Annotated in this window: 16 protein-coding genes; 6 read left to right on the forward strand and 10 right to left on the reverse strand. The window is 65.2% G+C overall.

Annotated features, from left to right (window positions below; translation table 11 throughout):
• Positions 1-27: 27 nt before the first annotated feature.
• Both CK220_RS11870 and xseA read right to left on the reverse strand, forming a co-directional pair.
• On the reverse strand, positions 28-1146 hold the full coding sequence (locus tag CK220_RS11870; protein WP_095811693.1) for a P1 family peptidase: 1119 nt from the start codon (positions 1144-1146) through the stop codon (positions 28-30).
• 1 nt (position 1147) lies between these two features.
• Positions 1148-2713 carry an exodeoxyribonuclease VII large subunit gene (xseA, locus tag CK220_RS11875; RefSeq protein WP_095811694.1) on the reverse strand — a complete coding sequence of 522 codons (1566 nt, stop codon included), beginning with the start codon at positions 2711-2713 and terminating at the stop codon, positions 1148-1150.
• A gap of 121 nt (positions 2714-2834) precedes the next feature.
• On the opposite strand from xseA, the gene CK220_RS11880 reads away from it, so the two are divergent.
• Complete coding sequence (locus CK220_RS11880) at positions 2835-5063, forward strand: EAL domain-containing protein (RefSeq protein ID WP_095811695.1); 2229 nt, start codon at positions 2835-2837, stop codon at positions 5061-5063.
• Between the two features lie 3 nt (positions 5064-5066).
• Here CK220_RS11880 and CK220_RS11885 read toward each other — a convergent pair whose 3' ends face one another.
• A complete protein-coding gene (locus CK220_RS11885; RefSeq protein ID WP_095811696.1) occupies positions 5067-6023 on the reverse strand; it encodes a LysR substrate-binding domain-containing protein in 957 nt (318 codons plus the stop codon).
• A 179-nt stretch (positions 6024-6202) separates the two neighbouring features.
• Between CK220_RS11885 and CK220_RS11890 the strand changes: the two genes are divergently transcribed.
• Entirely contained in the window at positions 6203-6493 is a 291-nt protein-coding gene (locus CK220_RS11890; protein WP_095811697.1) for a DUF1127 domain-containing protein, read from the forward strand.
• A gap of 163 nt (positions 6494-6656) precedes the next feature.
• On the opposite strand, the gene CK220_RS11895 is transcribed toward CK220_RS11890, so the two are convergent.
• From CK220_RS11895 to CK220_RS11910, 4 genes are all read right to left on the reverse strand, one after another.
• Entirely contained in the window at positions 6657-7541 is an 885-nt protein-coding gene (locus CK220_RS11895; protein WP_095811698.1) for a DUF937 domain-containing protein, read from the reverse strand.
• Between the two features lie 100 nt (positions 7542-7641).
• Entirely contained in the window at positions 7642-9015 is a 1374-nt protein-coding gene (locus tag CK220_RS11900; protein WP_095811699.1) for a glutamate--cysteine ligase, read from the reverse strand.
• A gap of 105 nt (positions 9016-9120) precedes the next feature.
• Entirely contained in the window at positions 9121-9855 is a 735-nt protein-coding gene (locus CK220_RS11905) for a 16S rRNA (uracil(1498)-N(3))-methyltransferase (protein WP_095811732.1), read from the reverse strand.
• 31 nt (positions 9856-9886) lie between these two features.
• Positions 9887-10534 carry a hypothetical protein gene (locus tag CK220_RS11910; protein ID WP_095811700.1) on the reverse strand — a complete coding sequence of 216 codons (648 nt, stop codon included), beginning with the start codon at positions 10532-10534 and terminating at the stop codon, positions 9887-9889.
• Between the two features lie 88 nt (positions 10535-10622).
• Between CK220_RS11910 and CK220_RS11915 the strand changes: the two genes are divergently transcribed.
• On the forward strand, positions 10623-11321 hold the full coding sequence (locus tag CK220_RS11915; protein WP_095811701.1) for a type 1 glutamine amidotransferase: 699 nt from the start codon (positions 10623-10625) through the stop codon (positions 11319-11321).
• A gap of 279 nt (positions 11322-11600) precedes the next feature.
• A complete protein-coding gene (locus tag CK220_RS11920; RefSeq protein WP_124997890.1) occupies positions 11601-11741 on the forward strand; it encodes a hypothetical protein in 141 nt (46 codons plus the stop codon).
• A gap of 45 nt (positions 11742-11786) precedes the next feature.
• Here the strand turns inward: CK220_RS11920 and CK220_RS11925 are convergent, their stop codons facing one another.
• From CK220_RS11925 to CK220_RS11935, 3 genes are read right to left on the reverse strand one after another with little or no spacing between them, the layout of a single operon-like run.
• On the reverse strand, positions 11787-12563 hold the full coding sequence (locus CK220_RS11925; RefSeq protein ID WP_095811702.1) for a metallophosphoesterase family protein: 777 nt from the start codon (positions 12561-12563) through the stop codon (positions 11787-11789).
• 59 nt (positions 12564-12622) lie between these two features.
• Positions 12623-13759: an alpha-hydroxy acid oxidase gene (locus CK220_RS11930; RefSeq protein ID WP_095811703.1), complete on the reverse strand. Its 1137-nt coding sequence runs from the start codon at positions 13757-13759 to the stop codon at positions 12623-12625.
• Positions 13760-13782: 23 nt separating this feature from the next.
• Entirely contained in the window at positions 13783-14586 is an 804-nt protein-coding gene (locus CK220_RS11935) for an FCD domain-containing protein (RefSeq protein ID WP_095811704.1), read from the reverse strand.
• Between the two features lie 211 nt (positions 14587-14797).
• Between CK220_RS11935 and CK220_RS11940 the strand changes: the two genes are divergently transcribed.
• On the forward strand, positions 14798-16114 hold the full coding sequence (locus CK220_RS11940) for a DUF3422 family protein (RefSeq protein ID WP_095811705.1): 1317 nt from the start codon (positions 14798-14800) through the stop codon (positions 16112-16114).
• A gap of 299 nt (positions 16115-16413) precedes the next feature.
• Positions 16414-17910: an FAD-linked oxidase C-terminal domain-containing protein gene (locus CK220_RS11945; RefSeq protein WP_095811706.1), complete on the forward strand. Its 1497-nt coding sequence runs from the start codon at positions 16414-16416 to the stop codon at positions 17908-17910.
• Positions 17911-18034 lie beyond the last annotated feature (124 nt).

The following is an 18034-nucleotide window of genomic DNA, read 5'->3' on the forward strand; positions in this document are numbered from 1 at the left end:
TTGTCTGATCTCAGTCGAGCGTCCGGCTTAGCTGAAATTGTCCTCCAGCCACGCCTTTGGCAGCGCCGGGACGAAATTGCCGTCGCGCCCGGTCATGTCCTCATTGGCGACGAGTGCGTTGAGGATCGCCTCCTCCACCCCTTGCACCACAGCATCGAAGAACGGGTCGATATCGACATCGGGGATGAACGCCGCACGGGCGACGCGGCCTGAAGCCGCCAGCGCGGCCTCGGGATTGGCGGTCGAGAAAGCAAGAAAGATATCGCCCGAGCTGTGGTAGCCGTAGCCACCGGTCATTGCGATGCCGAGTGGCACGCGCCTGGCGAGGCGCTTCATCTGATGCGGCAGGAATGGCGCTTCGGTGGCGACCACGGCGATGATCGAGCCCTTTTCGGCGCGCGGCGTGCCTTCGCGGATCGCCGGTTCGGTGAGCTCCGGTCCGACATGCCGGCCGCGGATGGTGAAGTTGCGCCGCTTGCCGAAATTGGCCTGCACGAATACGCCGAGCGTATAGCTTCTGTCTTGCCATTCGACGATGCGCGAGGCGGTACCTGATCCGGCCTTGAAGCCGAACGAGATCATGCCGGTGCCGCCGCCGACGCTGCCTTCCTCAATCGCGCCGTCTGTCGCGCCGACGAGCGCCGAGGCGACATGCTCGAAGCTCACATGGTGGCCGTTGATGTCGTTGAGGAAGCCGTCATAGGTCTCCGCCGCCACCGGCAGGCCCCAGGCGCTGTCGAGCGCCGCAGGCAGCACCCGGCTCATCCAGCGCAGCGTTCCGTCGCGGGTGAGGCCGCAGGAATGGGTGTTGGTGATGGTGACCGGCAGGTTGAAGGCGCCGGTCTCCTCGATGATATGCGTGCCGGTCAGTTCGCCATTGCCGTTCTGGCTGAACACACCGGCAAACACCGGCGTCGCCAGTTCCCCGACAGGTCTCGGCAGGATCGCGGTCACGCCGGTGCGCACCGGCCCTATCCCGACTTGCAGCGGGCCGTCGCCGGCAATCAGCGTCGTGTAGCCGACCGCGACGCCCGGCACGTCGGTGATGGCGTTGAAGCGGCCGGGCGTACCGTCCAATGCAATGTTGAACGAGCGCAGGCGCGGCTTGTCCGATGGCGTGCGCAGATGCGGGTCGTTGCCGCTCATCTCAGAACAACGAGCCCTGGTTGCCCGGCTCCTTGGCCTTGCCCGAAGGCTTGGCGGCCAGCTTCGGCCGGGCGCCGCCGCTGGTGGCGATGGCCTCTGCATTGCCGTCGGCGAATTCCAGCTGCAGCGCCGCGCCCGGCGCCAGCTCCGCGACTCGCTTGACGACGGTCCCATCGGCATCCTTGACCAGCGCGAAGCCGCGCGCCAGCACGGCCTTGTGCGACAGCGTGGTGAGCAGCCGATCGGCCTGGGTGAGAGCGGCACGCAGGCGGTCCAGCCGCCGCGCCATCGCCTGCTCCTGGCGGCGGGTCAGCCCGGCCAGCGTGTCGGCCTGCAGCTTCTGGCGCCTGACGATCGGCGCCGGCGACAGCCTTGCCGAGTTGCGCTGGAAGCGCGCCCGGCCTTGGCGCACGATGGCAAAAAATGCGGCGCGAGCACGCGCAATGTCGCGGCCCGTCAGCGTGCGCGTCTCGTTGAGCCGGCGCGACAAGGTGGCCGGCGTCAGCCGCTGCCGCTCCAGCCTTGCGCGCTTGCGCTCGATGCTCACCGTCAGCCCGCGTCCGAGCCGGCTCGTCGCCTCGTCGAAGCGCCTGCGCGGCAGCGCCAGCAGTTGGTCGGGTGAGGGAAGCGCTCGCGCCGCGGCGCGCACCGCCTGGCGCTTGCGATCCAGGTGCCGCGAGGTGCAGGCACTAAGCCGCGCGCCGAGATTTGCCAGTGTGGCTTCGAGCTCCGCCTTGACCGGCACTGCCATCTCCGCGGCGCCCGTCGGCGTCGGCGCCCGAATGTCGGCGACGAAGTCGACCAACGTCCAATCAGTCTCGTGTCCGACGGCCGAGATGATCGGGATATGCGAGGCGGCGACGGCGCGCGCCAGCCCTTCGTCGTTGAAACCCCAAAGGTCCTCAAGGCTGCCGCCGCCGCGCGCCACGATCAGGAGATCGGGCTGACGGATGGCGCCGTCCGAGCTCAGTGCGTTGAAGCCGTTGACGGCTGCGGTCACTTCCTTTGCGGTCGTGTCGCCCTGGACCCGGACCGGCCACACCAGCACAGTGAGCGGAAAACGATCCTTGATGCGGTGGATGATGTCGCGGATCACCGAGCCCGTGGGCGAGGTGACGACGCCGATGACGCGCGGCATGAATGGCAGCCGCCGCTTGCGGCCGGCATCGAACAGGCCTTCGGCCTGCAGCCGCCGCTTGCGCTCTTCCAGCAGCGCCATCAGCGCGCCGGCGCCGGCCGGCTCCAGATTGTCGATGACGATCTGGTAGTTGGATTTTCCGGGATAGGTGGTCAGCCTGCCGCTGGCGATCACTTCCATCCCTTCCTCGGGGCGGAATTTCAGCCGCGCCATCGTGGTCTTCCAGACCACGGCGTCGATACGCGCACGGTCGTCCTTCAGCGCGAAATAGGCGTGTCCGGAGGAATGCGGGCCGCGATAGCCCGAAATCTCGCCGCGCACCCGCACATTGCCGAAGGCCTCCTCGACCGTGCGCTTCAACGCGCCGGAAATCTCGCTCACCGTATATTCGGTGGCGTTGCTGCGTGATTCGGTTGCTGCTTCGCTCATCCTCTGATTGGGGAACGCTTATCGGGCGGCGTCAAGGCAGAGCGCAAATCTCGCTAATATTATAACGCGATCTTAAGCCGGATTTGTTTTGACTGGCGGCAGGAGAGCCGGCCGGAAACGCATGAGCGCAAGCGCCAACACCAGACCATTGACGCATCAGGTGACGCTGACCGTGCTGACGTTGGCCGTCTTCGCGCTGGCCATGGTCGTCGGCTTCGGCTTCTACGCGGCCGCCCAGGCTGACAACGCCTCGCTCGAGCGGCAGAAAATATTCATCGAGGACGGTTTGAAGGACCAGATTGCGTCTGTTCAGCGTGAGCAGGAAAGCGTTGCGGTCTGGGACGACGCGGTCGCCAATGTGAGGGCCGGCAATCGGACCTGGATCGAGGAGAACCTCAGCGTCTGGATGTACACCTATTACGGTCACAACCGGGTCTACATTCTCGATGCCGCCAATCGTCCCGTCCATGCCATGCAGGAAGGCAAGGTGGTCGATGGGTCCGCCTATGGCGATGACGAGCCGGCCTTGCAGCCATCCATCGAGAAGCTGCGCCGTATGCTGGCTGAGTCACAGAAGGCGGACGCTTCCGGCCAGCCGGCCAAGATGGTCGCGCAGGACCTGGTGTCGCTCCAGGGAAAACCGGCGATCCTGAGCATCATGCCGCTGGTGCCGAGTACGGACCGGGTCACGCAGGCGCCCGGCACCGAATATCTGCATGTTTCGGTGGAGTTCATCAACGACGCGGTCGTCGGCAAGATCGCCAAAAAATATCTGCTCGACGGCGCGCGTCTCGTGCCGCTGTCGCAACCGGTCGGGGCCGCGGCGGTCCCGCTGGTCGATTCCCGCGGTATCATCCTCGGCTATGTCGGCTGGGACCAGGAACGGCCAGGTCTCACGCTGGTGCGCAAGATGGCGCCGGCGCTGGCCATGGCGCTGCTTGTGGCGGCCGGCGTTCTGGCGTTTCTGCTGCGCAGGCTCCGCCGCGCCTCGTCCGCGCTGCAGACAAGCCAGGACGAGGCGCAGTATCTCGCTTTCCACGACACGCTCACCGGCCTGCCCAATCGGGCTTTGTTCGAAGACCGCTTGCGGCGGGCCCTGCTCCGAGCCAGCCAGGATATGGCGGTTCACGACACGGGAAGGGTGGCGTTGCTTTATCTCGATCTTGACCGCTTCAAGCACATCAATGACACGCTCGGCCATCCGGCGGGCGATGAACTGGTGCGTCAGACAGCGGCCAGGCTCCAGCACACCGTTCGCGAGGTGGACACCGTGGCGCGGCTGGGCGGCGACGAGTTCGCGCTGATCCTCGTCGACATCCGCGATATCCGTGCCGCCGAGGATATCGCCGAGCGGCTGCTGCAGAAGTTGCAGGAGCCGTTCAAGCTCCTGGAAGATCAGGTCTTCGTCAGCGCCTCGATCGGCATCGCGCTATCGGCCGACGACGAAACGGATGCCGACGATCTGCTGCGCAAGGCCGACATCGCGCTCTACGAAGCCAAGAAGAATGGCCGGGGCAGGCACCAGGTCTTCGCCGGCGACATGGATGACCTGCTCTTGCGCAAGCGCACAGTCGAGACCGAGCTTCGCAAGGCCCTCGACGGTGGGACCGGCATCGGGCTCGCGTACCAGCCGGTGTTTGCGGCGAACGGCAAGACGATCCTGGGCGCGGAGGCGCTGATCCGCTGGGGACATGATGTGCATGGCGTATTGCCGGCGGCGCAATTCATCGCCATCGCCGAGGAGCGCGGCATGATCGGCCAACTCGGCGCGTGGGTGCTGCAGGAGGCCTGCCGTTTCGCCGTGCGAACCGACCTGCCGTGGCTCGCGGTCAACGTGTCACCGCTGCAGTTGCGCGACGCCGGCTTTCCCGAACAGGTCGCGTCGATCCTTGCCGACACGGGGCTGGCGCCGCAGCGCCTGCAGTTCGAGATCACCGAAAGCGTGCTTCTGGACAACAGCGATGCGTCGAGGGCGGCTCTGGCCACCTTGCGCCAGTTGGGCGTCGGCATCGTTCTGGACGATTTCGGGACCGGCTATTCATCGCTCAGCTACCTGCGTCGCCACGCCATCGACAAGCTCAAGATAGACCGCTCCTTCGTGCGGCTTCTCGATGGCGACGGCAACTCGGCGGCGATCGTCAAGGCGCTGATCGATCTCGCCATGGCGCTCGGGGTCGACGTCACCGCCGAGGGCGTGGAGACCGAGGCGCAGAAGATGCTGCTGGTCGCCATGGGCTGCCGCCAGCTCCAGGGCTATTTCTTGTCGCCGCCGCTCGAGCCGGTCCAATTGCTCGGCCTTTCCGGTCTGGCTTCGCCGGACGAGGTTCAGCCGGCCGCCGCTCGCGCCTGAACCCTACCATCCAGGCAGGATCTGGTTTGCCTTGGTCCGCTTCATCTTGGCGAAGGCGAGTGCCGCGAAGTCGAAGCTCCCCGCCTCCTCGCTGGCCGGCACGGAAATGTTGTCCAGGCTTTCCGCGATATGGCGGGCCAGAGCGTCGACGATCTCCGGCTGCGAGGTCTGGCCGCGCATGATGCCGATGCGGCAATCCGGCAGCGCGTCGAACCCGTCGGCCTCGCCCAGCACGCGCATACCGGGTCTGAGCGCGCATTCCGGCAGCACCGAAATGGCGAGGCCGGAAAGCACGGCGGCGGTGATCACGGTCGCCGAGAAGCTGGAGAAGAGCACGCGGTAGTCGCGGTTCTGCCGGTCGAGCACGTCGACCGCCGCGCGCCGCCAGATGCAGTTCGGCCGGCCGAACGCCATCGGCAGGATTTCCTGTTCATGCGTGGCATGGTTGGCCGAGGTGACCCACAAGAGCGGCTCGCGCCGCACCACTTCCGACTGGCCGCGCGTGTCGTTGTGCGTCACCAGCGCGAGATCGAGATTGCCGCGCTTGATGTGCTCGACCAGCCCCGGCGTCGGCTCGCAGATGACGGTGAGCTCCACACGCGGGTTGGAGCGCGAGAATCGCGCCATGATCTCGGGCAGGAAGCGGTCGGCATAGTCGTCCGGCGTGCCGATGCGGATCGTGCCTTCGAGCCGCTGGTCGTCGAAGGCCGCCAAAGTCTCGCGATTGAGGTAGATCAGCCGCCTTGCATAGGAAAGCAGCCTGTCGCCTTCCTCGGTAAGCTTGTTGGTGCGGCCATCCTTTTCGAACAGCGGCTTGCCGATCCGCTCCTCCAGCCGGCGCATCTGCATCGACACCGCAGACTGTGTCCGGTGCACCTCCTCGGCAGCCCGAGTGAAGCTGCCGGTGTCGGCAATCGAGATGAAGGTCTGCAACTGATCGAGATCGAGCGGCGCTTTCATCGGTCCAATCCATCATTCGTGTTGATGCTAAAGATTAGAAACATTCGTTGGATTAATCAATCGCGGCGTGGCAAATTGGCATCGTCCACATGAAGGCATGTGTATCGAGACCGCAACGGCGCTCCTCCCAGGCGCCGATTGCATGGTTTCGTCCGCTCGACTCCGAAGGAGAGACTGACATGACCACGATCGAATTCGCCTCCGAGACTCCGCGCATCACCACGCGTCCGGCCGTTGCGACCCGCGTGCTCAATGCGGTCGCCGATGCCTTTTGCGCCTGGAAAAACCGTCGCGCCTTCTATCGCCTTGGCGAGATGTCGGATGCCGAGCTTGCCGATATCGGCCTGACCCGCGCCGACCTCCACGTCGCCGTCAGCGTGTCTTTCGGCCGCGATCCGACGGTGAAGCTGCGCGCAATTGCAGAAGGGCGCGCCGATATGATCGAGGATCTCGCCCGCAAGGTCGCCTGAGCGGCTTCGCCGGCTGCGTTTGCGCTCGCGCTGAACCTTTCGGAGGCTCGGCGCGACCAAGTTTCATGCAGGCTCCCACACTCCCTGCCGGTTCCCCGCCGGCCTGCCTGCACATTGCCCGGTTCCCTCCAGGACCGGGCATTTTTCTTTTGAGTTGAGCGCCCTACCGTCGGTCCATGCCGCGCTTGAACTGGTCGAAGATCGTCTCCATGCCCTTCTGATACTCGTCGCGCTGCTGCGCGCCGGTCTCGAACATCCTGCCGAAAATGTCGTCGAACGGATTTCTCGGCCGGCCGCTCGGATTGGTTTGCGTCTGCGGCTGGGACTGCTGCGGCGCCTGCTGTCCGTCTGGCGTGCCGAAACCGCCGCCTTGCCGCAGCATTTCCTCGAACATCTTGCCCAGCGGATTGTCGCCATAAGGGTTCGGCGCCTGCTGCGGTTGGCTTTGCGGCTGTTGCGCGCCGCCGCCGAACATGTCTTGCAGCACCTTGCCGAGCGGATTGTCGCCATAGGGATTCGGCGCCGGCTGCGGGGCCTGTGCGCCGCCTCCCGCCTGCCGCATCATTTCCTCGATGATCTCGCCGAACGGATTGCCGCCGCCACCGAAGCCGCCGGCGGCCTGCATCTGGCTGTTGGTCTGCTTGAACAATCCGCCCATCATCATCGAGGCCATCGCCGGCAGCATCTGCTGCAGCACCTGCTGGCTAAGCCCGGTCGCCTGCGCGGCCTGGGCGGCGACAGCGCGTGACAGGTCCTTCGAGCCGAACAGATGGCCGAGAATGCCGTTGCCTTCATCGATGCCTTGCGGCGTGAAGGCCCGGGTCGCGTCCTCGAAATACTTGGCATGCTGGCCGCTCGCCATCGCCGTCATGAAAGCGCCCATTCCATAGGGATCGGCGGTGTTGCGCTGAAGTCCCTGTGAGAAGGCCGGCAGCAGCGCCTGCACCGCGGCCTGCGCTTGCTGCATCGACAGGCCAAACTGCTGGGCCAGCGCCTGCATGCCGGCGCCGTTCTGGGCTTGCATAAAAATATCGAACAGGGAAGGCATGAGATCTCCTCCGCAATATCCTCACGGAGGAGCCTAGTGCGTTTCCATCACCGATTGAAGCAGCTTTTGCCGAGCCACAGCTCAGATGGCCGGCAAAGGGTCAGTAGGCATATTCCATGAACACCGGCTCGATCGAGCCGCCCCAGCGCGTGTGATATGCCGAAAGCATCTCCTCGGCGCTGGTGGTGCCGCGCGCCACGACCTCGTCGAGCGTGTTGAGGAACGAGGTCTCGTCATAGCCGTCGCGGTTCTTCTTGCCGCGGTTCTTCAGACCCATGCGGGCGATGGCCAGCACGTCGCGGGCAACCTCGCGCAAGGTGGCATTGCGGAACGGCGCCGAAATGCCGTGCTCCGGCACGGCGTTGCGCATCGCCAGCGCTTCTTCGTAGGTCCAGCTCGAGGTCAGCGTCTCTGCGGCGTCGAGCGCCTGCTCGTCATAGAGCAGGCCGACCCAGAAAGCCGGCAGCGCGCATATGCGCCGCCACGGTCCACCGTCGGCGCCGCGCATCTCGAGGAAGCGCTTCAGCCGCACATCGGGGAAGAGGGTGGAGAGGTGATTCGCCCAGTCGCCCATCGTCGGCAGGCCGTCGGGCACTTGCGTGCGCGCGGCGCCCGCCATGAACTGGCGGAAGGTGTAGCGCGTCATGTCGTGATACTGCCCGTCGCGGATGACGAAATACATCGGCACGTCGAGCGCCCATTCGACATAGTCGGCAAAGCCGAAATCCGGCGCGAAGCAGAATTCGAGCATGCCGGAGCGCTGGTTGTCGGTGTCGCGCCAGATGTCGCCGCGCCAGCTCTGCAGCCGGTTCGGCCGGCTCTCGGTGAAGGGCGAATTGGCGAACAGCGCCGTCGACAGCGGCTGCAGCTTCAGCGACACCTGCATCTTGCGGCGCATGTCTACTTCGCTTTCGAAGTCGAGATTCACCTGGATCGTGCAGGTGCGATACATCATGTCGAGGCCCTTGGAGCCGACCTTCGGCATGTAGCGGGTCATGATCTCGTAGCGCGACTTCGGCATTTTCGGCGTTTCGGCAAGCGACCATTTTGGGCTGCCGCCGAGGCCGAGGAAGCGGATGCCGAGCGGCTCGGCGATCTCGCGCACCTGCGCCAGATGTGCGTTGCCCTCGCGGCAGGTCTGGTGGATCGTCTCCAGCGGCGCGCCGGAGAGCTCGAACTGGCCGCCTGGCTCCAGCGAGATCGCGCCCTGGCCGGTCGGCTCGACCAGGCCGATGATGCGGCCGGCATCCATGATCGGATCCCAGCCGAGCTTTTCTTGCATGCCTTCCAGGATGGCGCGGATGCCGCGCTCGCCGCCATAAGGCACCGGCGCGTTGCCGTCGACATAGAAGGGGAACTTCTCGTGCTCGGTGCCGATCCGCCATTTGTCGCGCGGCTTGTTGCCCGCCGCCAGATAGCCGACGAGTTCGTCGATGCCTTCGATGGGCTGGATATCGGTTGTGTCGCGCGCCATAAGAAAGCCCTCCGCAGCCGTCAGCTAGCCGCCGGGCGCTAGATGGACGAAATGTCAGTAGCCGATCAAGCGAAAAATCCTGAGCCACGCCTCAACTGGATTTGATCACCAGTCGCCGATCGTCGCCTGCATCACCGCGAGCGCCGCGACCGCCGCCGTGTCGGCACGCAGGATGCGCGGGCCGAGCGGAATGGCGCTGACGAAGGGCAGTGCCCGCAGCATCCTGCGCTCGTCATCGGAAAAGCCGCCCTCCGGCCCCACCAGCAGCGCGAGTTTTTTCTCGCTTACCTTCTGCAAGGCCGGCAGCGGATTGTTGGTCGAGGCATCCTCGTCGCAGAAGATTAGCCGCCGCTCCTTGTCCCAGCCGCCGAGCAGCCGCTCCAGCTTCTCGGCTTCGCAGACCTCCGGCACCGCCAGGATGCCGCATTGCTCGGCCGCTTCGACGACATTGGCGCGCAGCCGATCGATACCAGGCTTGGCCACTTGTGTGTGCTGGGTGATGACCGGTTGCAGGACGCCGGCGCCCATTTCGACCGCTTTCTGCACCAGATAGTCGAGCCGGCCCTGCTTCAGCGGGGCGAAGCAATAGACGAGATCGGGTAGCGGCGGCTGCGGCCGCTGAAGGGTAAGCACTTTGAGCCGCACCGCCTTCTTGGTCTTGGCGGTGACGGAAGCCGACCATTCGCCGTCGCGGCCGTTGAAGAGCAGGACCTGCGCGCCTTCGCCGAGCCGCATCACATGCGCGAGATAGTGGCTCTGCTGCTGTCCAGCATCGAATTCGAGGCCCGGTCCGAGATCGTCCGGCACGAACAGCCGCTGCATTTTGTAATTGGCGCGCATGGCCGAGCAATGGGCGAGGCGCAGGTCGTCGTCAAGTATCGGCGGACGCATGCCAGACCGGCGCGTAGCCATGTCTCAGCACCGAAAGACTTGTGGCAGGCGTGAGCAGCCGCAGCGATCGCCCGGCGAGGCGATTGAACGAAACAGGCTCGGCATAGCCTGCGAAGGACCATTCGAGCGCCCTGCCGGCGCGGAGCGCGTAGGCGGTCTCACCCTCGGCCACGACTGCTCCATCCGGCAAACCGGCGAGTTCATCGGACGAGACGGCCGGCGGCCGCCCGCCCGAGGCCAGCCGCTCCTTGTGCAGCCGCTTGTCGACCATCGGCGCGCGCGGTTCGGCAATGCCGAAGGCCTCGCCGAAGCGCCGCACGAAATCACTCGCTTGTTCGCGACGGCAGAAGAAGCAGGGCCGGTGGCCGGCAGCGATCGCCGTCACCTCGTCGAGGAAGAACAACTCGGTCCAGCCGGCCTTTCCTCCAGGCCGATTGCGGCCCATCGGCGCGCGTCGCACGCCGCGGAATTGGCAGACGCAGATGATCCAGGCCGGTAGCGCCCAGCGCTTCCTCAGGAGCGTCTTTGTCTCGGGGTCATGGATGATACCGCGATTGCCGGTGAAGAGGCCGCGCTCAGGCACGGCATGGATGGCGCCGAACGGATCGACCCGATTCTGCAGTGGCATAGCGTTCTCTCCGGCGCGCGGCTTGGCTGAAACCGAGGCGGCATGATATCGCTCCCACCGTCATTTTCATGTCAGCAGGGATTCGCGGATGCGGGTGCTGGTGGTCCAGAACTACGACAATACCGGCCTCGGCCAGGTCGGCGCCGCTCTCGCGGAGGCTGGCGCCGAGCTTGACTTGCGCCGCCCCTACCAAGGCGATCCGCTGCCTCGGGACGCGAACGGTCACGATGCCTTGGTGGTGCTGGGCGGCGGGCAGAATGCGCTGGCCGACGACGACTATCCCTATTTCCCCGCTTTGCTCGAATTGACGCGCGATTTCGCCGGCAAGGATCGATCGGTGCTCGGCATCTGCCTCGGCGGCCAGCTCGTCGCCCGCGCCTTCGGCGCCGACAATCACATCGGCGGTGCGGTTGAATTCGGCTGGTGCGGCGTGTCGCTGACGGCCGAAGCCAAGCACGACCCTGTTCTCGACGCCTTGCCGGAAAAGTTCCCGATTTTCCAATGGCACGACGATACGTTCGACCTGCCCGAGAAGGCCGTGCGGCTTGTGGGCAATGACGTCGCGGCGAACCAGGCTTTTCGTATTGGCCGCGCCGTCTATGGCTTCCAGTTCCATTTCGAGGCGGACCGCCCGCTGGTGCGCGACTGGAGCACCTCCTTCGCGGCGCTGATCGCCGAGCGCCATCCCGACTGGGCCGGCAAGCTCGACGGCGAAATGGATCGCAATGGACCGCACGCCGACGCCGCAGGGCTCGCGATCGCGCGCGCCTGGGTGGCGACGATCTGACGGTCGCACCGCTGCAGAGCGTGACATAATTGGCACGCGGCGGCAGTTCCGCCTGGGGAAAACGCACTTCATTCTTGGTTTGTGTCCGGCCGCCCGCCTAAGAGGGCGCCCTCTGTATCGTCCGTGCAACCGCGATGAACCTCTTGTGTGATCCAAGCGACACACCGGCGATACAGAATCTGCTTAGAAGCGCGAAATCGTCGAAACATTGAGACGCATTTTAGCGTTTCAACGCATTGGTAACCGCCTCGTGCACAGATGCAGAAAGCTCAACCAGAGATGACGTCCGTGAAAGCAGCGCTTTTGTCCTTTGTAATGCTGTCTGCCATCGTCGTGTGCGGCCTCGGCATTTATTCTGCCGACGCTGCAAACAATCACCAGGCCGTCGACGGCTACGGCGTCACCGCCGCGCTGCGCTAAAGCCTGACCGTTCCCGACAAACGGAAGCCGATCCCGCAGTCGGGATCATGGCCAGAACGCCGTTCCCTCGACCGTCAGGATGCGCTTGTCGCCGCCATTGACGGCGAGTGCGCTCAGCGTTCCTGCCTGCCAGGCGAGCGTGTCGATATTGACGCGGTTGGCCATCACCTCGACTTCCGGCACCGGCGTATGCCCGTGCACGATCACTTTGGGATACAGCCCCGGGTGATCGTGGAAGACGTCGCGGATCCAGATCAGGTCCTGCCGGTTCTGGCTTTCGAGCGGCACGCCCGGCCGGATCCCGGCATGGCAGAAGAAGAAGTCGCCGAAGGACGCTGAAAAGGACAGCGAGCGCAGGAAGTCGACATGGGCTTGCGGCACTGCTTCGACCAAGGCCGCGTGTCCGTGCGCCAGCGCCTCGTCCGACCTGCCGAACCAGCTGCTGCCGGTCGAGAGCTTCACCCCGTATGACGCCGCCGTCTGGACGCCGCCATAGCGCATGAACAGACCTTCCGGATCGGGTTTGGCAAGGAAATCGAGCATGCCCATGTCATGGTTGCCGGCAAGCATGATGTTGCGGGGATCACGGCTCCGCGCCTCGATCAGGAATTCGATGACGTGCTTCGAGTCCGGTCCGCGGTCGACATAATCGCCGAGATGGATAATGCGCCAATCGGACTTTGGCCCGTACTCCAGATCGCTCTCGATCCGGCCGTGCATGGCGGCAAGCAGGTCATGACGGCCATGCACGTCGCCGATGGCATAGAGGCGTATGCCTTCCGGCCCGCGCGCGTCGAGATAGTGGATCCCGGTTTTAGTCAAGGCGACGTCTTCCCGTGTCGGTCATCACGGGAAACTAGGGCGGATCGGTGAATAAGCCCCTAGCGCCGCAGCTGGTCCTTGCCCATGTCGGTTACCAGACGCTTACCGCACAGCGCCAGCGTGATGTCCATCTCCTTGCGGATGATCTCCAGCGCCTTGGTGACGCCCGCCTTGCCCATCGCGCCGAGTCCGTAGAGGAACGGCCGGCCGATATAGGTGCCCTTGGCGCCAAGGCAGAGCGCCTTGAGCACGTCCTGGCCCGAGCGGATCCCGCCATCCATATGCACCTCGATCCGATCGCCGACAGCGTCGGCGATCTCTTCCAGCACCGAGATCGAGGAGGCGGCGCCGTCGAGCTGCCGCCCGCCATGGTTCGAAACGACGATCGCGTCCGCTCCCGTCTCGGCCGCCATCAGCGCATCCTCCTTGTCGAGGATGCCCTTCAGGATCAGCTTGCCGCCCCAGCGCTCCTTGATCCAGGCGACGTCCTTCCAGGACAGCTGCGGGTCGAACTGCTCCGTCGTCCAGGACGAAAGCGAAGAGACGTCGCCGACGCCCTTGGCGTGGCCGACGATGTTGCGAAAGGTGCGGCGCGGCGTGCCGGCGATCCCCAGGCACCAGCGTGGCTTGAGGGCGAGATCGATGATGTTGGCGAGCGTCATCTTGGGCGGCGCCGACAGCCCGTTGCGCACGTCCTTGTGACGCTGACCGAGGATCTGCAGATCAAGCGTCAGCACCAGCGCCGAGCATTTCGCCGCCTTGGCGCGGTCGATGAGGTTGACGACGAAATCCTTGTCGCGCAGCACGTAGAGCTGGAACCAGAACGGCTTCTTGGTCACCGAGGCGACATCCTCGATCGAGCAGATGCTCATGGTCGACAGCGTAAACGGCACGCCGAACTCTTCGGCCGCCTGCGCCGCCAGCATCTCGCCGTCGGCATGTTGCATGCCGGTCAGCCCGGTCGGTGCCAGCGCCACCGGCATCGCCACCTTCTCACCGATCATGGCCGATTCCAGCGAGCGGTTGCTCATGTCGACCAGCACGCGCTGGCGGAATTTTATCTTGCCGAAATCCTCCTCGTTGGCGCGGTAGGTGCTCTCCGTCCAGGCGCCGGAATCGGCATAGTCGAAGAACATCTTCGGCACCTTCCGACGCGCCATGTCCTTGAGGTCGGCGATGGTGAGGATGTCGCTCATGGTAGTCCCCGCTTGATCAGTGCTTAGGAGCGTTTGCGTGTGGGTTCGCGGTCGCCGGCCTCGGAGCGCTGCCTGAGCCTCAGCCGCGACACGCGGTGCCAGTCGCCGCTGCGCTCGGCCTCAGCCATGGAGCGCTCGACATAAGTGATGTGGTCCATCGCCGCCGTGCGCGCGGCGAGGGGATCCGCGGCCTTGATCGCGGCGTGGATCGCCCGGTGCTGCTCGAGCAGCGCCTCGCGCGCGCCGGGTACGGTGAAGACCAGCAGCCGGTTCTGGAACACGCCTTCGGAGAGCAGCCGGTAGCAGGAGCGCAGCGTGTGCAAGAGGATGATGTTGTGCGCGCATTCGCAGACCGCGTGGTGGAATTCGACGTCGATTTCCGCCTCGTCGTCGAAGTCGCCGGTACGGTGCGCCTCGTCCATGCGCGCCATGATGCGGTCGAGCAGCGCCAGATCCTCGGGCGTCGCTCGCCGCGCCGCGTATTCGGCCGCGATCGCCTCGACCTCGCGCCGGTATTCCAGATAGTCGGTCACCGCCTTGCGGTGCATCGAGATCAGATCGGTCACCGGCTTGGTGAACAGCTGGCCGATGACGTCGGCGACATGCGTGCCGCCGCCCGGTCTGGTGGTCAGCAGCCCGCGTCCTTCCAGCGCCTTCAGCGCGTCGCGCAGGATCGGCCGCGACACGTCGAACTGACGCGCCAGCTCGCGCTCGCCCGGCAGCCGGTCGCCGGTGCGCAGCACGCCTTCGAGGATCAAGCTCTCGATCTGCTGCACGACCTCGTCGGCAGTGCGCGAATGCTCGATCCGGGAGAAGATATCGCTCAACGAAAGGACGCCTGGGAACGGAATGGATGTCGCGCAGATCTAAGCCTCTGTCGCCAACTGGTCAAATTATTTATCCAATTCTCGGGGGGTAGGTCGATTTCCCGGCGGCTCTGTCCAGTCGGCTGCAGCTGAAATTTGCTGTTTACGGGTCCCGTCGATTGCCGCAAGACGAACGCGATTGCACGAAGGGTCGAAACCAGGGGGACCAGCCGTGTCGGACGCCAAGCTCGAATTCCAGCCGCGCGCCCAGGGCAGCGTCATGGGCTTTCCGGCGCATGAGGGTCGCCCCGGCGCGCTGGGCGAGGTCCATGCTCGTCCGCACCCGCTGGTCGAGAAGCCGCGCGTGCTCATCCAACTCTCCTTCATGACCGAAGGCGGCTCGGCCGTCGACCTTGCCGTGCTGTCGGACCTGTCGCGGCGCTTGGGCATCGCAGCGCCCGAACGCCATGCCCGACACCATGCCATGAAATGGGGCAAGGGCACCTTGCGCTGGGAACGGCACACGGAGTTCTCGACCTATCTCTGGGAAGGGCCGCTGGCCGAAGCCAGCCGGGGCCAGGAGGATTCGCCCTTCGGCAACGGCTTCTCGCCGCCGGGAACGGTGATCTCCGGCATCCGGCTCGAAATCCGCAAATGGACGCAGACGAGCGAGAAGCTCATCGCCGGCTTCGACCCGACCAGCCTCTGCTATTCGCTGGTCGAGCGCGGTGCCGCGGCCATCGTCACCGATTTTCGCCAGGATGGTGACGGGCTGACCCGCATGCTGGTGCTCGACCGCGGCCTGACGCCGGCCAGTACCGGCGCCTTGTCGCAACGGCTGATCGACATCGAGACCTACCGGACGCTTGCCATGCTTGGCCTGCCACTGGCGCTGACGCTGTCTGGCCGCGCCCGCCGCATCGAGGACCGGCTGGCGCAGACGACGCTTGAAATGAAGGCGGCCGAGACGCGCGACAGTCAGACCTTGCTCGCCGACCTCACCGAACTTGCCGCCGAATTGGAGGCCGATGCGGCATCCAGCCTCTACCGTTTCGGGGCCAGCCGCGCCTATGACGGCATCGTGAGCGAGCGCCTGGAGGCGCTGGATGAGGAGCCGGTGCAGGGCTACGACACCTGGGCAGGCTTCCTGCAACGGCGCATGGCGCCGGCCATGAGAACCTGCCGTTCGGTGGAGGAGCGCCAGGCGAACCTCTCGCGAAAACTCACCCGCGCCACCACGCTGCTGCGCACATGGGTCGATGTCGAGGTCGAGAAGCAGAACCGCGACCTGTTGGCCTCGATGAACAATCGCGCCAGGCTGCAGTTGCGCCTGCAGCAGACGGTCGAAGGCCTCTCCGTCGCTGCCGTCTCCTATTATGTCGTCGGCCTCATCGGCTATGTCGCCAAAGGCGCGTCGAGCTTCGGCCATGCCTTCGCGCCGGAGGTCGTCACCGCGGCTTCGGTGCCAGCCGCCATCCTGCTCGTCTGGTGGGGTGTGCGCCGGGTGAGGAAGATGCACTCCGAGCCCGCTAAGCATCCGGGCGAGTAAACTTCCCCTCGAGCGGGAGATGTCGCCGAAGGCGACACAGGGGGTCGCCTCGCGTGGAGCGCCAACGTTCTTCGCGACGTGAGACAGCGTGGCACTTCGCGCGCCAGGACCCCCTCTGACCGCTTCGCGGCCATCTCCCCCTCGAAGGTTCCTCGAAGGAGGATCAGGGCGCAGCGGCAGATTGCCGCTGCGGAAGGTTGGGCTTACGCTCTGGCCGGACGCAACCAAGGCAGCGTTTGCAACATCCATGCATCACTGGTAAAGGATTTTGACCAGTCAAAGTCAGATGGGGCTGCCCGATGTCCGGCCTAGCTATGCCCAAGCCAGATGCCGAAATCATGCGCCGGCGCGCCGAGATCGTCGCCGACATGCGCATCATCGTGCCGGGCGAGGGCGTTGTCGACACGGCCACCGAGATGCGCGCCTTCGAGAGCGACGGCCTGACCGCCTATCGGCAACTGCCGCTGGTCGTCGTGCTGCCCGAGACGGTGGCGCAGGTCTCCCGCGTGCTGAAATATTGCAACGAGCGCAATATCCGCGTCGTGCCGCGCGGTTCCGGCACTTCGCTGTCGGGCGGCGCGCTGCCGCTCGAAGATGCCGTGCTTCTAGTGATGAGCCGCTTCAACCGCATCCTCGCGATCGACTATCCGAACCGTGTCGTCGTCGCCCAGCCGGGGGTCACCAATCTCGGCATCACCACGGCCGTCGAGCAGGAGGGCTATTACTACGCCCCCGATCCATCCTCCCAGATTGCCTGCTCGATCGGCGGCAATGTCGCGGAGAATTCCGGCGGCGTGCACTGCCTGAAATACGGGCTCACCGCCAACAATGTGCTGGGCATCGAGATGGTGCTGATGAATGGCGAGGTGGTGCGGCTCGGCGGCAGCCATCTCGACCAGGAAGGATATGACCTGCTCGGCGTCATGACCGGGTCGGAAGGCCTGCTCGGCGTCGTCACCGAGGTGACGGTGCGCATCCTGAAGAAGCCGGAGACGGCACGCGCGCTGTTGATCGGCTTTCCGACCAGCGAGCAGGGCGGCCAATGCGTCGCCGACATCATCGGCGCCGGCATCATCCCGGGCGGCATGGAGATGATGGATCGCCCGGCGATCCATGCGGCCGAGGATTTCGTCCATGCCGGCTATCCGCTCGATGTCGAGGCGCTGCTGATCGTCGAGCTCGACGGGCCGAGCGTCGAGGTCGATCACCTGATCGGCCTGGTCGAAGCGATCGCCTACAAGAACGGCTCGACCACCTGCCGCATCTCGCAGTCGGAGCAGGAGCGGCTGAGCTTCTGGGCCGGACGCAAGGCGGCCTTCCCGGCCGTCGGCCGCATCTCGCCCGACTATTACTGCATGGACGGCACCATCCCGCGCAAGGAACTGCCGAGGGTGCTTGCCGGCATGCGTGATCTCTCCGAAAAGTATGGGTTGGGCGTCGCCAATGTCTTCCACGCCGGCGACGGCAATTTGCACCCGCTGATCCTCTACGACGCCAATGTGCCGGGCGAGCTCGACAAGGCCGAAAGTTTCGGCGCCGACATATTGCGCCTGTGTGTCGAGGTCGGCGGCGTGCTCACCGGCGAGCACGGCGTCGGCGTTGAGAAGCGCGACCTGATGCCCGAAATGTTCAACCAGACCGATCTCGACCAGCAAATGCGCGTCAAATGCGCCTTCGACCCCAGCCATCTGCTCAACCCCGGCAAGGTCTTCCCGCAGCTCCGCCGCTGCGCCGAGCTCGGCCGCATGCACGTGCATCGTGGCCAGGTGGCGTTTCCGGACATTCCGAGGTTTTGATGGGAACGTCTCAGAACTTGGGTTCCTCGCCCCCGCAAAGCGGGGGAGAGGAAGGGCGCACACCCATGACCACCTTCACCCCATCCACCCCCGCCGAGGTCCTCTCCGCCATCCAATGGGCCGC

The organism is Mesorhizobium sp. WSM3860 (assembly GCF_002294995.1).
Taxonomy (GTDB): Bacteria; Pseudomonadota; Alphaproteobacteria; order Rhizobiales; family Rhizobiaceae; genus Mesorhizobium.